At 66.8% G+C, this 15,035-nt stretch carries 12 protein-coding genes and 1 pseudogene; 5 read left to right on the top strand and 8 right to left on the bottom strand.

Translation table 11 applies throughout. The features are described from left to right. Positions 1-226: 226 nt before the first annotated feature. Positions 227-385 (top strand): YHYH domain-containing protein, encoded by a 159-nt coding sequence (locus KF871_RS02255; protein WP_367172017.1) that lies wholly within the window; start codon positions 227-229, stop codon positions 383-385. Positions 386-594: 209 nt separating this feature from the next. Here the strand turns inward: KF871_RS02255 and KF871_RS02250 are convergent, their stop codons facing one another. From KF871_RS02250 to KF871_RS02240, 3 genes are all read right to left on the bottom strand, one after another. Beyond that, entirely contained in the window at positions 595-1,320 is a 726-nt protein-coding gene (locus KF871_RS02250) for a transmembrane anchor protein (RefSeq protein WP_291137695.1), read from the bottom strand. Positions 1,321-1,339: 19 nt separating this feature from the next. Then, positions 1,340-1,987, bottom strand: a complete 648-nt coding sequence (locus KF871_RS02245; protein WP_367172015.1) for a HupE/UreJ family protein — start codon at positions 1,985-1,987, stop codon at positions 1,340-1,342. A gap of 182 nt (positions 1,988-2,169) precedes the next feature. Beyond that, complete coding sequence (locus KF871_RS02240) at positions 2,170-2,472, bottom strand: hypothetical protein (protein WP_291137690.1); 303 nt, start codon at positions 2,470-2,472, stop codon at positions 2,170-2,172. A 173-nt stretch (positions 2,473-2,645) separates the two neighbouring features. On the opposite strand from KF871_RS02240, the gene KF871_RS02235 reads away from it, so the two are divergent. From KF871_RS02235 to KF871_RS02220, 4 genes and pseudogenes are all read left to right on the top strand, one after another. After that, complete coding sequence (locus KF871_RS02235; protein ID WP_291137687.1) at positions 2,646-2,930, top strand: metal-sensing transcriptional repressor; 285 nt, start codon at positions 2,646-2,648, stop codon at positions 2,928-2,930. 19 nt (positions 2,931-2,949) lie between these two features. Continuing rightward, positions 2,950-4,239, top strand: a complete 1,290-nt coding sequence (locus KF871_RS02230) for an MFS transporter (protein WP_291137685.1) — start codon at positions 2,950-2,952, stop codon at positions 4,237-4,239. A 94-nt stretch (positions 4,240-4,333) separates the two neighbouring features. Further along, positions 4,334-5,215 carry an energy transducer TonB gene (locus KF871_RS02225; RefSeq protein WP_291137682.1) on the top strand — a complete coding sequence of 294 codons (882 nt, stop codon included), beginning with the start codon at positions 4,334-4,336 and terminating at the stop codon, positions 5,213-5,215. Between the two features lie 204 nt (positions 5,216-5,419). Then, positions 5,420-5,773 (top strand): annotated as a pseudogene (locus KF871_RS02220) (integrase core domain-containing protein); the annotation flags it as partial. 53 nt (positions 5,774-5,826) lie between these two features. Here the strand turns inward: KF871_RS02220 and KF871_RS02215 are convergent. The 5 genes from KF871_RS02215 to KF871_RS02195 all read right to left on the bottom strand — a co-directional run bounded on the left by KF871_RS02215 (position 5,827) and on the right by KF871_RS02195 (position 15,018). After that, on the bottom strand, positions 5,827-7,194 hold the full coding sequence (locus tag KF871_RS02215; RefSeq protein WP_291137679.1) for an efflux transporter outer membrane subunit: 1,368 nt from the start codon (positions 7,192-7,194) through the stop codon (positions 5,827-5,829). 13 nt (positions 7,195-7,207) lie between these two features. Further along, on the bottom strand, positions 7,208-10,366 hold the full coding sequence (locus tag KF871_RS02210) for an efflux RND transporter permease subunit (protein WP_291137676.1): 3,159 nt from the start codon (positions 10,364-10,366) through the stop codon (positions 7,208-7,210). A gap of 14 nt (positions 10,367-10,380) precedes the next feature. Beyond that, complete coding sequence (locus KF871_RS02205) at positions 10,381-11,532, bottom strand: efflux RND transporter periplasmic adaptor subunit (protein ID WP_291137673.1); 1,152 nt, start codon at positions 11,530-11,532, stop codon at positions 10,381-10,383. 94 nt (positions 11,533-11,626) lie between these two features. Beyond that, positions 11,627-12,040: a hypothetical protein gene (locus KF871_RS02200; RefSeq protein ID WP_291137670.1), complete on the bottom strand. Its 414-nt coding sequence runs from the start codon at positions 12,038-12,040 to the stop codon at positions 11,627-11,629. Positions 12,041-12,636: 596 nt separating this feature from the next. After that, positions 12,637-15,018, bottom strand: coding sequence for a heavy metal translocating P-type ATPase (locus KF871_RS02195; RefSeq protein WP_291137667.1), 2,382 nt, complete (start codon positions 15,016-15,018; stop codon positions 12,637-12,639). Between the last annotated feature and the right edge of the window lie 17 nt (positions 15,019-15,035).

The following is a 15,035-nucleotide window of genomic DNA, read 5'->3' as shown; positions in this document are numbered from 1 at the left end:
TCGTTCGCCGCTGCGACGGCTAGTTCGCTCACAGTCATGCAACTCCTAGCCAATCGAGCCGACTCGATCATTCTGGAGGCATGTCCACTTTCTCACATCAGCGATGGTGGCTCCTACATATTGGGGATATCGCCGAGCAACTGATGCTTCTAGATTTCGGGCGGCCCGTTGTGTGGACGGGCGGCTTCATGGTTCGTCGCTCTAGCTCCGCTGGCGACACTTGAAGATGCTGAGTTACTTCAACCCGAACAGGAGAACGGATATGAGGAAAGCAGTGGCCTTTTTCGTAGTGGCGTTGGCCGCCACATCGTTTGCTCACGCGCACTCAGGCGGCACTGACAAGAATGGTTGCCACTCTGGCTCCCAACCCTATCACTGCCACTGAAGTACCGAATTGGTCTGAACGGGATTGCGGCCTGACCGCATCCCGATGTCTGCTAGAGCCGCCTCATCTGCAAGCCCATCGGATTGCGCCTTCAGACCGGTGTCGCGCATCTGATCCACCTTTTCGGCTTGATTAGAGCGTCACCGACATTCGCGTGATTTGGCCTGGACCACGTCAAGTTAACTTGGCGATGCTCCAGGCCACCCGCACTACTTGGCCCGCTTGAGCTGGCTGTAGTCACCTCGCGTGCGCAGGACCAGCGTGACGTCCTGTTTGCCACGGTTGCGCCAGAACCAGCCGTGGTTACCGGTGAACGCCGCCACCAGTTCGCCTTCGTCTGACGGAACGCCGCGGCCCTTGACGTAGCTGATCGATCGACCGCCGCCGTCCCCGTGGGTGTCATAGTTGACCACTCCGCCTTGCACTGTCCAGGCAAAGTAGGCCTTCTCACCCTCTCTCATGACCAGCTTGATCTCGGTGCCCTCGCCGGGCTTGAGCACCAGGCTCAGTTCGTCACGCCAAGCGCTCACGGCGGACGCGCTGGCGGCGGAAGGCGCGGCCGCCGGGGCAGGCGCTGCTGGCATGACCAGGGGTGGCGCGGGCTGAGAAGGTGCAGGCGCGGGCGCCGACTCGGCCGCGGCGCTGTCATGCCCATGTGCCTGGCCGCTGGCGTGCTGCTGGGCGTGGTCGTCTTCTCGCTGCTGCGCTGCGGCAGCGGCCTCTTCGGCGGCTTCGCGCGCCAACGCGGTCTTGATCTCGCCCATCTCGGTCAGCCCAAGCAGGCGACCAACGCCGGTCCAGTCCTTGCCGTACTCGGCAGGGAAGACGACCGTAACCAGCAGGACGGCGGCCGCAACGGCGGCAATGACGGTGGAGCGCAGCAGCTGCCGGGAGGATGGCAGCTCGGCGGTGGTGGGAACAGGACTGTTGTACATGGTGTTCAGAGAATGTGGTTCAGGCGTGGAAGACAACATAGCCCGCCAGTTGCATGCCCACCAGCACGAAGCCGGCGGACATCATCACGACGTTGGCGGTGTAGGCGTGTCGGGCAAATCCGGCGGTACGGCGCCAGTAGCTCATGCCGATCAGGATGAGCGCGAGCGCCAGCAACTGACCCAGCTCCACGCCCACGTTGAACGCGAGCAGGTTGGGCACCAGGCCATCGCGTGAGATCTCGTAGTCGAGGATCTTGGTGGCCAGACCGAAGCCATGGAGCAGGCCGAAGACCAGCGTGGCCACCCGGGTGTCGGGTTGCACGCCAAACCAGCGCTGGAAGGCGCCCAGGTTGTCGAGCGCCTTGTAGACCACCGAGAAACCGATGATCGCGTCGATCAGGAAGGCGTTGATCCCGACGTTGAAGTACACGCCGAGGATCATGGTCGTGGAGTGGCCGATGGCGAACAGGCTCACGTAGAGCCCGATGTCCTTGAGCCGGTACAGGAAGAAGATGACGCCGAACAGAAACAGGATGTGGTCGTAGCCGGTCATCATGTGCTTGGCCCCCAGGTAGATGAAGGGCAGCAGCTTGACACCAGATATCTCCTGTATGTAGCCCTTGTCACCCTGGGTGACGCCGTGGGCCAGCGCAGCGGTTGTGCCCATGAGCGCGAGCGCGAACAAGGCGAGGGGTAGCCAGAAGGCCGCTGGCCAGCGCAATGCCCGTTGGGCAAGCGCCGGCCGCGGCTCGAAGAAGCCGGGCATGGAAACTCCTGAAAAGAAAGTACGGGTGGCCGCCCTTTGCGGGCGAGCCAGGACGGAAACGGGCGACGCTCAGAGCGCAGCCGTCATACCGCCTTTGGAGGTCGCTCCAGCCGATGCACCGGCCATCGCTCATACAAGGCGATGGTGCGCCGCGTCCAGCCGGATGGCGCAGCATTCGCCAGCCTGATCAGAACCGGCAAGGCATGGGCCTTGTCGTGCGAGTGGTCGGCGCCAAGGTGCGAGTGCGCAGCCCCCTCGATGTCGGCCAGCCACAGGTCATCGTGCGAATGATTGTTCGAATGATCATGGGCGTTCGGCTGGTCGGCGCCGTGCGGCATGTCTGCTGAGCGCACCGCATCGAGCACCGCGAGCGCATGGCTGTTCATGGCACCGATCGAGGAGCCCAGGGTCCCCACAAGCAGTGTCAGCAGCACCCAGACGCGCAGGCCCCGGCCCAGCCAGGTGGGGCGTGAGGTCGGGATTGGAGAACGTGGACTCATGCGCAGGGTGGTCGGAATCGGGGGCGATCTTAACCTGGGGGGGAGGATATAGTCCGAGCATGTCACACCCCCATCGCCACGAAACCCATCCCGCGTTGATCAAACGGCTGCGCCGCGCCCACGGTCACCTCAACAGCGTGATCGACATGATCGAGCAGGGCCGCGAATGCCTGGACATCGCCCAGCAGCTGCAAGCCGTCGAGAAGGCGATCTCGCAGGCCAAGAAGACCTTGGTGCAGGACCACATCGACCACTGTCTCGAGCACGCCATCGCCGGCGCGAAGGGTGCGGCTCCAACCGCCGCCTCGCTCGACGAGTTCAAGCAGATCACACGCTACCTGTAGCCGAGCGAACGGTGAAACCATGCTGAGCGTCCTGCGCCATCGCACCTACCGGCATCTGTTCGCCGCCCAGGCGATTGCGCTGGTCGGCACCGGGCTGGCCACCGTGGCGCTCAGCCTGCTGGCGTTCGAGCTGGCTGGCCAGAGCGCCGGCCTGGTGCTGGGCACCGCGCTGGCCATCAAGATGGTGGCTTATGTGGGCATCGCGCCGATTACCACCGCCATGGCTCAGCGCCTGCCGCGGCGCACGGTGCTCGTCACGCTGGATCTGCTGCGCGCGGCAGTGGCGTTGAGCCTGCCATTTGTGACCCAGATCTGGCAGATCTACCTGCTCATCTTTCTGCTGCAGTCAGCCTCTGCCGCCTTCACGCCCACCTTCCAGGCCACGATTCCTGATGTGCTGCCGGATGAGCAGGACTACACCAAGGCGCTCTCGCTGTCGCGCCTGGCGTATGACCTGGAGAGCCTGCTGAGCCCGATGCTGGCGGCTGCATTGCTGGGCGTGATGTCCTTCCACGCCTTGTTCGGCGGTACCGTGCTGGGCTTCCTGGCATCGGCGCTGCTGGTGGTGTCCGTGGCCCTGCCCAGCCCCGCCAGTGCCGAGCGACGTGGTTTCTACGACCGCACCACGCGCGGCCTGCGCATCTACCTGGCCACGCCTCGCCTTCGCGGCCTGCTGGCGATCAGCTTCGCTGTCGCGGCAGCGGGCGCCATGGTTTTTGTCAACACCGTGGTGCTGGTCCAGGCGCAATGGGGTCTGCCGCAGAACGCGCTTGCACTGGCCCTGGCGAGCTTTGGCGCCGGGTCCATGGCCGCCGCGCTCGGCTTGCCCCGCCTGCTCGATCGCTGGCCGGACCGGCCGGTCATGCTGGGCGGCGTGGCCCTGCTGTGCGGCGTGATGGCTGCAGGCATGTGGGTGACAAGCTATGCCGCGTTGCTGCCGCTCTGGTGCGTCGCCGGTATTGCGTACTCGGTCGCGCAGACACCCTCGGGTCGGCTGCTGCGCCGATCGGCCCACCCGGCCGACAGGCCGGCGCTGTTTGCGGCCCAGTTCGCGCTGTCGCACGCCTGCTGGCTGTTGTTCTATCCCCTGGCCGGCTGGGCCGGTGCCCATTGGGGCATGCGCGCCACTTTTGCCGTGCTCGGGGTGGCGGTCCTGCTGGCGCTGTGCGTGGCCTGGTGGGTGTGGCCTGCCGACGATCCTGAGGTGATCGAGCACGACCACGACGACGGCACCCACCATGCCCACGCCTTCTGGATCGACGATCAGCATCCGCACTGGCCGGCACCCCGGCATCGGTCTTCCATCTGACTGCCCTGCGGGCTCCCCGAGGCCCAACCTAGGCGCTCGCGGCATCGTTGGATGGCGGTGCCTGCGTCGATGGGAAAAGTGACATGATGCCATGGTGAATAACGGCATCAGCAAGCACGGATATATAAACGCGGCCGACGGACACAGGCGCTCAGTAGCTGTCGTGCTCTCACTGACCATTCACGCGATGGTGCTGGCATGGGTCGGTGGTGACTGGTCACGACCCGCCGATCCAGGGCAACCAGCGCAGCCGCTTGTCTCGGTGCTCGAGGTAGCGGTGCTGCCAACACCTTCTGAACCTCAGGAAATTGCGCCTGGGCCCCGTGCTGCCCGATCGGACCTGGCAGTGCCCAGCAGCGCGCGCAGCGCAAATGTCGCACGCAAATCGCCCGCGCCGGTGCGCCCTGGCCTAAGCCAGGATGCACCCCCCGCCCCCACGGCACAGGACTGGGCGTTCGCCGCTGGATACCAGCTCAAGAACAGCAAGGCCTATCGCTACAACTGGGGCCGCCAGGTGCGCAGCATGATGGGCACGGCGGTGGAAGGGCCTGATCAGGGCATCGTCCGCTTCAAGGTCACGATCGCAGCTGACGGCAAGCTGGTCGCGCTCGACACCTTGTGGAGCACGTCCGTCGTGGCTGAGCAGCGTGCGCGCCAGGCCATCGCAGCCCTGCCGCCGCTGCCACCCACCCCCACGGGCAAGCCTCTTGTCTTCGAGAAGACCATCTCGTTCTCGCCTTTCGTGTCGGACATTCCCCCGATTTACAAGGACGACTGCGTGCCCGACCCACCGGGCTTTCGCAATCCATTCGCACAGGGTGAGCACGCCCGCCGCCCCGGAAACGAAGACACGCAAGACCCACCCTTGTCGCTCGAAGAATGCCTACAGCAGTTGCCGCAGGATTCCATCGAAGCCGAGGCTGCCAACGATCAACGGCAGCTCGATCAATGGCGCTCGAATCGGCTGGGACGCTAGCGATTTGATCGGCGGCTGGTTTGAAATGAAGCGGACGTTCGATTCGGTCAAACCGAAATTCCGAGCTCAGCCCTCGTCCGACCTCGAAGCCAGTTCTCGGCTTCGCATCTGCTACAGCGCCGACTTATCACGCCGGAACAGCGCGTTCTCGTCCAGTAGGTGCTGGCCTTGCACCGTGAGGGACTTGTCGCGGGTCGTCCGATTCAGCAACCCGAGCGTGATGGTGACTTGACGCATCACTCCGAACGCGGGTCGCAATACGTGTCCATTCGCTACACGGAGCGCCTGGCCGAGGCGGGCATCGCGCATTCGGTAGGCTGCAAGGGCGACACTTACGACAACGCGCTAGCAGAGACCATCAACGGGCTGGACAAGGCGGAGTTGATTCATCGCCGCCCATGGCCAGACCGCGAATCGGTGGAATTGGCTACCCTGCAATGGGTGCCCTGGTTCAACCACCAACGACTGCTTGAGCCCATCGGCTACATCGCGCCGGCAGAGGCTGAGGCAAACTACTGGCCGCATCTCGCCAATCTGACCTCCATGGCGGAGGCCTGACGTAAACCAACCGGCCTCCACGAAAGCCGGGGCGGTTCGGCCCCCGCCGCTCGTCAGACCGCGCCGAGCGCGCGAAGCAACAGGGTCACGTCCTGTCTGTGCTGCCCGAGCGCCTCGGCGAGAACCAGCTGGGCTTGCTGGGCGCTGCGTTGCGCATCGAGAAGTTCCAGCAGATCGGACGCGCCGCTCTGGTAGCGTAGCCGCGCCAGTTGCTCCGCGCGCACCGCCTCGCGGCTGCGCTCCTGCAGCGCCGTCAGTCGGGCGCGACCGAAGCTCACCTGTGCCAGCGCGTTCTCGACCTCCTCAGTGGCCAGCAGCACGCGCTGGCGATAGTGCAGCAATGCCTCGTGCTCCTGAGCGCGTGCGGCGTCCAGGCGGGCTTGCAAGCGCCCGGCGTTGAATACCGGCAGGCTGACCGAGGGCGCGATCAACCAGGCCCCCGTGCTGGCCGAGCTCAGGCCGACGGCCGAGCCGGCCAACCAGCCGACGAAGCCACCCACCGAAATCCGCGGCAGAAATTCCGAACGAACGGCTTCGGCGTCCATGGAAAGGGCGCGCATACGGGCCTCGGCCGCGGCGACGTCAGGACGTGATGCGAGCCATGTTTCGCCGTCCGGCAGCTCCAGGGTGATGGCGGCCGGGTCCGCGGCGGTGCTGTCCATCGACGGCATGGCTTGTGTTCCGGGTGTGTCGCCCGCGAGCACGGCCAGCCGGTTCAAGGCCAGCGCGGCTTGTGCTTGCAGAGCGGGCACGTCGGCCTGCACGGCGGCCAGGTCGCTGCGCGCGCGAGCTTCGTCCAGCGGTGCGCTCAGGCCGGCGCGTGCGCGGTGCTGCACCAGCGTCAGCGTGGCGCGGCGGTTGTCGATGACGGCCTGCGTCAATGACAGACGCTCGTTCGCGCTCGCCAGCGCATACCAGGCTTGGGCCACTTCAGCCGCCACCGCGCGACGCACCGCATCGGCGTCGGCCACGGCGGCGTCGATGCGCAGGCGCTGCGCGTGGCTCGCGTGGCGCAGACGGCCGAACACGTCGACCTCCCAGGCCAGCTCGATGCCCGCGCTTGCGCTGCCGCTGCGTTGTCGGTCTTCGCGTTCGACGGCACCGAGTGAGGCGGTGAGCGCGGGCCAACGCGCAGCTGCGTCCGCAGCGGCCAGTGCGCGCGAGCGCTGCACGCGTTCCACAGCTTGCGCCACGTCGAGGTTGCCCGCAAGCGCGCGTTCGATGTGGCTCAGCAATGCCGTGTCACCCAACGCGCCCCAAGGAGCTGCGGGCGCGCTGCGGGGCCACTCGGGGGCGCCCGCGAAACGCGGTGCATCCGCTGTGCTTTTGTCGAGGGGCGCGGTGGCCGGTGCGGCGCAACCTGCGAGCAAGGCTGCAATGGCCAGGGCCGTCCAGCGCCAGAGGGATTTCGGTCGGTTCATGTCAGCCTCCGGTTCAGTTCAGGGCGAGGTCAAGGGCCGCTGCCTGTGCACGCCGGCGTTGCAGCAGCACATAGAACAGCGGTGTGAACAGCAGGCCAGCAAGCGTGACGACCAGCATGCCGGCGAACACCGCCACGCCCACGGCAGCGCGCATCTCGGCGCCTGCGCCGCTGGCGAACACCAGGGGCAGTACGCCCATCACGAAGGCCAGCGTCGTCATCAGGATGGGGCGCAAGCGCAGGCGTGCCGCCTCGATCACGGCAGTACGCTCGTCCAGCCCCTCGGCCTGGCGGCTGCGTGCGAACTCGATCATCAGGATGGCGTTCTTGGTGGCCAGCCCCACCAGAACCACGAGGCCGATCTGCGTGAACAGGTTGTTGTCGCCGCCGCTGAGCCACACACCGGCCAATGCGCCCAGCACCACCGCGGGCACCGAGGCCAGCACCGCCAGCGGCAAGGACCAGCTGCCGTAGGCGGCCGCAAGGATCAGGAAGGCCAGCGCCACGGCCAGCGGGAACACCCACAGGCCACTGCTGCCCTCGCGCGCTTGCTGGTACGCGAGATCGGTCCATTCGTAGCCGAAGCCGGGCGGCAGCTCGGCCGCCAGAATGGCTTCCATCGCCGCCATGGCGTCTCCCGTGCTCACACCCGGCGCGGCCATGCCCGAGATGTCGGCGGCCATGTGGGCGTTGTAGCGCACCACCGGGTCGGGCCCGACCGAGGGCGTGGCCCTCACCACCGCGGCCAGCGGCACCATGTGGCCGGCGTCGTTGCGCGTCCACAGCCGCTGCAGCGCCTGCGCGTCGTCGCGGTAGGGGGCGTCGGCCTGCACGTTGACCTGCCAGGTGCGGCCCAGCATGTTGAAGTCGTTCACGTAGTACGAGCCCAGGTACACCTGCAGTGCTTCGTGCACGCGCTCCAGCGGAACACCCATGGCCAGCGCCTTGTCGCGATCGATGTCTACAGCCAACTGGGGCACGCCGACCTGGTAGCCCGAGAACAGGCCCATCAGACGCGGTTCCTTGGCGGCGGCCGCCAGCACACGGCCCAGCGCCTCATTCAGCGCCGCTGGACCCTGTTGCTGGCGGTCCTGGATCTGCAGCTTGAAGCCACCGGCTTGGCCCAGGCCTGGCACAGGGGGCGGCGGGAACATGGCGGCGAAAGCTTGGTCGATCCCTTGCAGCTTCCCGTTGAGCTGGCCCGCGATGGCGCCGGCGATGAGCGAGGCGTCGCGGCGCTGTTCGAAGGGGTCGAGCATGGTGAAGATCACCGCGCTGTTGGGGCTGTTCACGAAGCCGTTGATTGACAGACCGGGAAACGCCACCACGCTTTCGACGCCGGGCTGCTCCAGCGCAATGCGGGTGACCTCGCGGGTGACCGTCTCGGTGCGATCCAGCGAAGCACCCGGCGGCAGTTGCACGATCCCCACGAGGAAGTACTTGTCCTGCGCCGGCACGAAGCCGGACGGGATGGCCTTCCAGCCCCACACCGTGAGGGCCAGCAGGCCCACGTACAGCACGCCCAGGCGCCAGGGTCGGCTCAGGCTGCGCTGGCTGGTGCGGGCATAGCCCTCGGCGCCGGCCTCGAAGCCACGGTTGAACGCGCCCAGGGCACGGCCGAGCCAGCCCTTGGGGGTGGCGGCGTGCGGGCGCAGCCACATCGCGGCCAGTGCCGGGCTCAGCGTGAGCGAGTTGATGGCCGAGATCACCGTGGAAATGGCGATGGTCAAAGCGAACTGGCGGTAGAACTGCCCGGAGAGGCCACCCATGAACGCCGTGGGAATGAACACCGCGGCCAGCACCGCGGTGATGGTGAGGATGGGGCCCGTCACCTCGCGCATCGCGGCGCGCGTCGCGTCGTGCGGCGAGAGCCCGCGCGCCAGGTGGCGCTCCACGTTCTCCACCACCACGATGGCGTCGTCCACGACGATGCCGATGGACAGCACCAGGCCGAACAGGCTCAGCGTGTTGAGCGTGAAGCCCGCCAGGTGCATCACCGCGAGCGTGCCGATCAGCGACACCGGCACCGCCACGATGGGGATCACCGCCGCACGCGCGCTCTGCAGGAACAGCAGCACCACCAGCACCACGAGCACCAGCGCCTCGACCAGCGTCTGCACGACGTTGCCGATCGACTTCTTGACGAACACCGTGGGGTCGTAGGCAATGCGGTGTTCGATGTCTTGCGGGAAGCTGGCCTGCAGGCGCTGCATCTCCGCGCGCACCGCGGCCGATACCTCCAGCGCGCTGGCGGCCGGGTCCTGCACGATCTGGATGCCCACTGCCGGTGTGTTGTCCAGCAGGCTGCGCATGGCGTACTGGCTGGCACCGATCTCGATGCGCGCCAGGTCCTTCAGGCGCAGCGCCTGGCTATCTGGCCCAGTGCGCACCACGATCTCACCAAACGCCTCGGGCGATTGCAGGCGCCCGGAAACCGCTAGTAGCATCTGGCGCGCCGATGCGGCGTCCGGCGATGCGCCCACCGAGCCCGCCGCGACCTGCAGGTTCTGTGTGCGGATGGCAGCGACGACGTCACCTGCTGTAAGGCTGCGCGCAGCCATGCGGTCCGGGTCGAGCCAGACACGCAGGCTGTATTCCCCCGCGCCCCACACGACCACCTTGCTCACACCGGGCACGCGCAGCAGGGCGTCTCGCACCTGCAGCTGGGCGAAGTTGGAGAGATGCAGCAGGTCGTAGCGCTGACCGGGGGAAAGCAGGTGCACGACCATCAGGATGTCGGGCGCCATCTGCTCGGTCACCACGCCAGCGCGCTGCACCTCGGGGGGCAGGCGCGACAGCGTGCGCGTGACGCGGTTCTGCACCTCGGTCTCGGCGCGCGCCGGGTCGGTGCCCGCAGCGAAGGTGAGCGTGAGCGCGTAGCGCCCATCACCCGAGGCGCTGGAGCTCATGTACTGCAGACCCGGCAGGCCGGTGAGTTCGGTCTCCAGCGGCGTGGCCACGGTCTGTGCCAGGACCTGCGGGTTGGCGCCTGGGTAGCCGGCCCGCACCATTACCGTGGTGGGCATGACGTTGGGGTATTCGGTCAGCGGGAGCTTGCCCAGCGTGAGCGCACCGGCCAGCACGATCAGCAGCGAGAGCACGATGGCCAGCACCGGTCGCTCGATGAAGCGATCGACCCAGGATGCCGACGAAGGGGCTGTGGCGTGGTTCATGGCGATCTCCGGGTTCAGCCAGCGTTGGCCGCACGTTCGGCGGCACGCACCTTCATTCCGGGCTTGATGCGCATCAGGCCTGAGGCCACCACGCGCTCACCCGCCTGAACGCCGCCAATGACCGCGCGCAAATCGCCGTGGCGATCACCGAGCTGCACCGCGCGGTACTGCACTGTGTCTTCTTCATCCACCACCAGCACGTGGTGACGCCCCTGGTCGGTGCCGATGGCGGCGTCGGGCACCAGCAAAGTGGTCCCAGCCTTGGGGTGGGCCAGCCGCACGCGCACGAAGGCGCCGGGCAGCAGGCCACTGTCGCGTGCGTTGACGCGCGCTCGCAGGCGTAACGTACCGGTCCCGGGTTCGATTTCGTTGTCGGCGAAGTCGAGCGTGGCCGTGCCGAGCGGCTGCTCCGACAGCTCACCGACCAGCGTTACCTTCATTGCATCGGGCTTGCGTGCGCGCGCCAGGTGCGCCTGGATTGCGGGGTCGGCGACGTCGAAGTGCACCTGCAGCGACTGGCTGGACAGCAGCACCGCCAACGGTGCCTGGGACGCACCCACGTCCACGTAGTTGCCGGTGGTCACCAGCGCGCGGCCAATGCGCCCATCGATCGGCGCGCGCACGGTAGCGAATTCGCGATCGAGCTTGGCCGCACGCAGCGCGGCCTGAGCGGCCGCTACCTGGGCCTGTGCTTCAGCCAGCGCGGCGCTGCGACGCTCTGCTTCCTCGGCGGCGATGGCATCCAATGCCAGCAACTCGCGCGCGCGGCGGGCTTCGCCGACGGCCCGCTGCTCGCGCGCCTGTGCCAACTTGAGCTGTGCTTGGGCACTGGCCAGGGCGGCATCGAATGCGCGGGCATCAATGGTGAACAAAGGCTGGCCCGCCTTCACGAACTGCCCATCCTGGAACAGCACGGCTTCCACGTGGCCTGCCACGCGCGGGCGCAGCGCCACGCGCTCGGCTGCCTCAGCACGCGCAATGAATGTTGACTCTGGCGCGACAGCTCGAGATTCCACCGCGGTGACCGCCACCGTGGGAAGGTCAAGCGCGGTTGCCATTGGTTCGGCAGCAGTGGCATAGGTCAACAGGTCGCCACTGGTCACAACCAGGGTCAGCCCAAGGGCAGCAGCCAGCAGTGCGGCGGCCGCAATCGTGTTGCGTTTCAACGCGTTGATGGGGAGGGGATGTCCGGACATGTGAAGCCTCGCAGCGATTGGGGAGGTCTGGATGCTGGCCCTTGCCACGATGGCAAAGGCAAGCTCAAGCGTGCGTGTGATCGCTGTCTATTCGCACTGGTCGTCGCAACCACCGATCCAGCAAACGCGGCAGGCGCGACTTGCTATAGGTGGGCGGTACGGGTGGTTGATGGCGCCATCCGCCGTAGTCGGCTTGCGCGCGTGACGTGATCGGCACACGGCTAGCCACCGTGATAAGAGGCTGATCCGCGCCAGTCATGCACAGCATGCCGTCGTGTGGCACGGCGCACATCTCTCCCTGGCGCAATGCCAACCCCGTGGGACTTTCATTCAGGCGAATCCAGACCGTTCCGCGTTCCGCACGCAACAAATCCCCGCGCTGAACCTGCATAAGCAGACTGTGTTCGCTGGAGAGGTGCCATTCGCTGAAATGGCGATTGCCGAAGTCGGCAGGTATTCTGGGAGCCAATGCAAACATGGCGGTACGCCTTGAAGCCGGAGAGAACTCGCATGCTCGTGGTGCCCACGATGTCAAGGTCCAGGGACTTCGGCATCAGGAAGCAGTGCGAAACCTGAATACAGGGCGGACCTTGAAGATCCCGGATCGACGGTCCTGAGGCAGCTTCAGCCGTTGCGCTAGCTGCGCCTAGACCATGCACACCCGGCACAGAAGGCGAGATCCCGGACGGGTGATCAGCCTAGGATCCGATTCGCAGTCATCGATTTCGTCTGCCAACGGCGTGCATCTCATAATGCAACGCAGGCCGACACCGCCAGCTGTCACTACCATCGTCAGCTGCGAAGCCTGGCGCAATGCAGCGTGCAATGGCTGGCGGCGCAACCGCTATCGCAAGACAAGTCCGCGCCCTTGCTGGAAGATGCGACGCTTCGCCGGAGCGAGCAGGACATCCGGAGGCTGCAGCCGGTAGCCCAGCTGCAGTACCCCATCCGCAGCAGACCACATCACCCAACCTCGCGCGGCGAGTGTGCGAATGAGTGGCCACCACGGTGTTTGGCGGGCCGGGGCCCATGGCCCCGCCCGCCTGATCAGATCGCTTGCGAACTGCGTCGGGTTCAGCGCCGCCATCCGCGCAGCAGCAGCGCGTTGCTCACCACACTCACGCTGCTCAGCGCCATGGCCGCGCCGGCCACCACCGGGTTCAACAGCCCGGCCGCCGCCAGCGGAATGCCGACCACGTTGCAGGCAAAGGCCCAGAACAGGTTCTGGCGGATCTTGCGGTAGGTGCGGCGCGAGATGTCGATCGCGTCGGCCACCAGCGCCGGGTCGCCACGCATGAGCGTGATGCCGGCCGCGTGCATGGCCACGTCGGTGCCGGTGGACATGGCGATGCCCACATCCGCCTGCGCCAGCGCAGGCGCATCGTTGATGCCGTCACCCACCATGGCCACCGTGCGATTGCCTTCTTTCAGGCGGCTCACGATGGCGGCCTTGTCGGCTGGCAGCACTTCGGCCTCGACGTGATCGACGCCAAGCTGGCTGGCCACCGCGGTGGCGCTGCCCAGGTTGTCACCGGTCACCATCACCGAGCGCACGTTCATGGCGCGCAAGCGCTCGATGGCCTGGCCCGCACTGGCCTTGGCCGCATCGCCAAAGGCCAGCAGGCCGACCAGCGTGGGTTTCTCGGTGACATCGGCCAGCCAGGACACCGTGCGACCGTCGTCCTGCAAGGCGTTGGCCTGCCCGCGCAGGGCCGAGGTGTCCACACCCAGCTCCTGCATGTAGCGTGGGCTGCCCAAGCGCAGGGAACGGCCTTGCACCTCGGCCGACATGCCACGGCCCGCCACCGCGCTCACCTTGGCGGCCGACAACAGCGGCTCGCCCGCCTGCTGTGCGGCGTCCATCACTGCGCGAGCCAGCGGGTGTTCGCTGCCCGCCTGGATGGCCGCGCTCCAGGCCAGCAGGTGCGACTCGTGGCCCGCCGCGGGAACCGCAGCCACCAGCGTGGGCTTGCCTTCGGTCAGCGTGCCGGTCTTGTCAAAGGCCACGGTGTCGATGCGGTGCGCCACTTCCAGCGCCTCGGCGTCCTTGATCAGGATGCCGTGGCGCGCCGCCACGCCGGTGCCGGCCATGATGGCCGTGGGCGTGGCCAGACCCAATGCACACGGACAGGCAATGACCAGCACGGCCACTGCGTTCAGAATGGCTTGCTCCCAGTCGCCCGTGGCCAGACCCCAACCCAGCAGCGTGAGCGCGGCCAGCACCAGCACCACCGGCACGAACACGGCGCTCACGCGGTCCACGATGCGCTGGATCGGTGCCTTCTTCGCCTGCGCCGACTCGACCATACGCACGATGCGCGACAGGGTGGACTCCGCACCCACCGCCGTCGTGCGCACCAGCAACAGGCCTTCGGCGTTGATCGCGCCCCCGGTGACCTTGTCGCCTTCGTGTTTGGCCACCGGCAAGCTCTCCCCGGTGATGAGCGATTCATCGACCTGGCTCGCGCCTTCGGTCACCAGGCCGTCCACCGGCACACGTTCGCCCGGGCGGATCACCACGATGTCACCCACCTTCACGCGCGACAGGGGCATGTCCAGATCACCGTTGTCGGTGCGTACGCGAGCCACCTCGGGCTTGAGGGCATTGAGTGCGGCAATGGCGGCCGTGGTCTGGCGCTTGGCGCGCGACTCCAGCCACTTGCCCAGCAGCACGAGCGTGATGATCACGGCCGAGGCCTCGAAATACAGGTGCGGCGTGCCGTGTGCGGCGTGCTTGAACATGAGGTACAGGCTCAGGCCATAGCCAGCGCTGGTGCCCAGGGCCACCAGCAGGTCCATGTTGCCGGCACCGGCGCGCACCGCACGCCAGCCGGCGCGGTAGAAACGCGCGCCCAGCCAGAACTGCACCGGCGTGGCCAGGGCCAGTTGCAACCAGCCGTCAAGCATCCATTCAATGCCGAACAGCATGCCGAACATGGGCAGAACCAGCGGCACCGACAGGGCCGCGGCCAGCAGCACCGGCCACAGCGGTTCGCCCTGGGAGGCAGCGGCCGCTCGCGAGGTGTTCTCTTCAAACACGACGGCGCGGTAGCCCGACTTCTCGACTGCGGCGATCAGCGCGTCCACCGACACCCCGACGGCCTTCACGTTGGCGCGCTCCGTGGCCAGGTTGACGAAGGCCTCTTGCACGCCGGTTACGGCCTTCAAGGCTTTCTCGACCCGCGCCACACAGGAGGCGCAGGTCATGCCCTCGATCGAGAACTCAAAGTCCTCTGCAGCCACGCTGTAGCCCGCTTTGTCGACGGCGGCGATCAGCTGCGCGCCGGATGTGCCTGCGGTCACATTGACCGTGGCACGCTCGGTGGCCAGGTTGACGTCGACGCTCGCTACGCCCGCAACCGACTTGAGGGCTTTCTCGACGCGGACGACACACGATGCGCAAGTCATGCCCGCGATTGGGAACTCGTGCGCTACAAGGGTGCTTGAAGTGTTCATGCTGGGTCTCCTTTAGG

This window comes from Hydrogenophaga sp., assembly GCF_019635465.1.
In the GTDB taxonomy this organism is placed as follows: Bacteria; Pseudomonadota; Gammaproteobacteria; order Burkholderiales; family Burkholderiaceae_C; genus Hydrogenophaga.
This window is presented reverse-complemented; position numbering and strand designations above follow the sequence as displayed.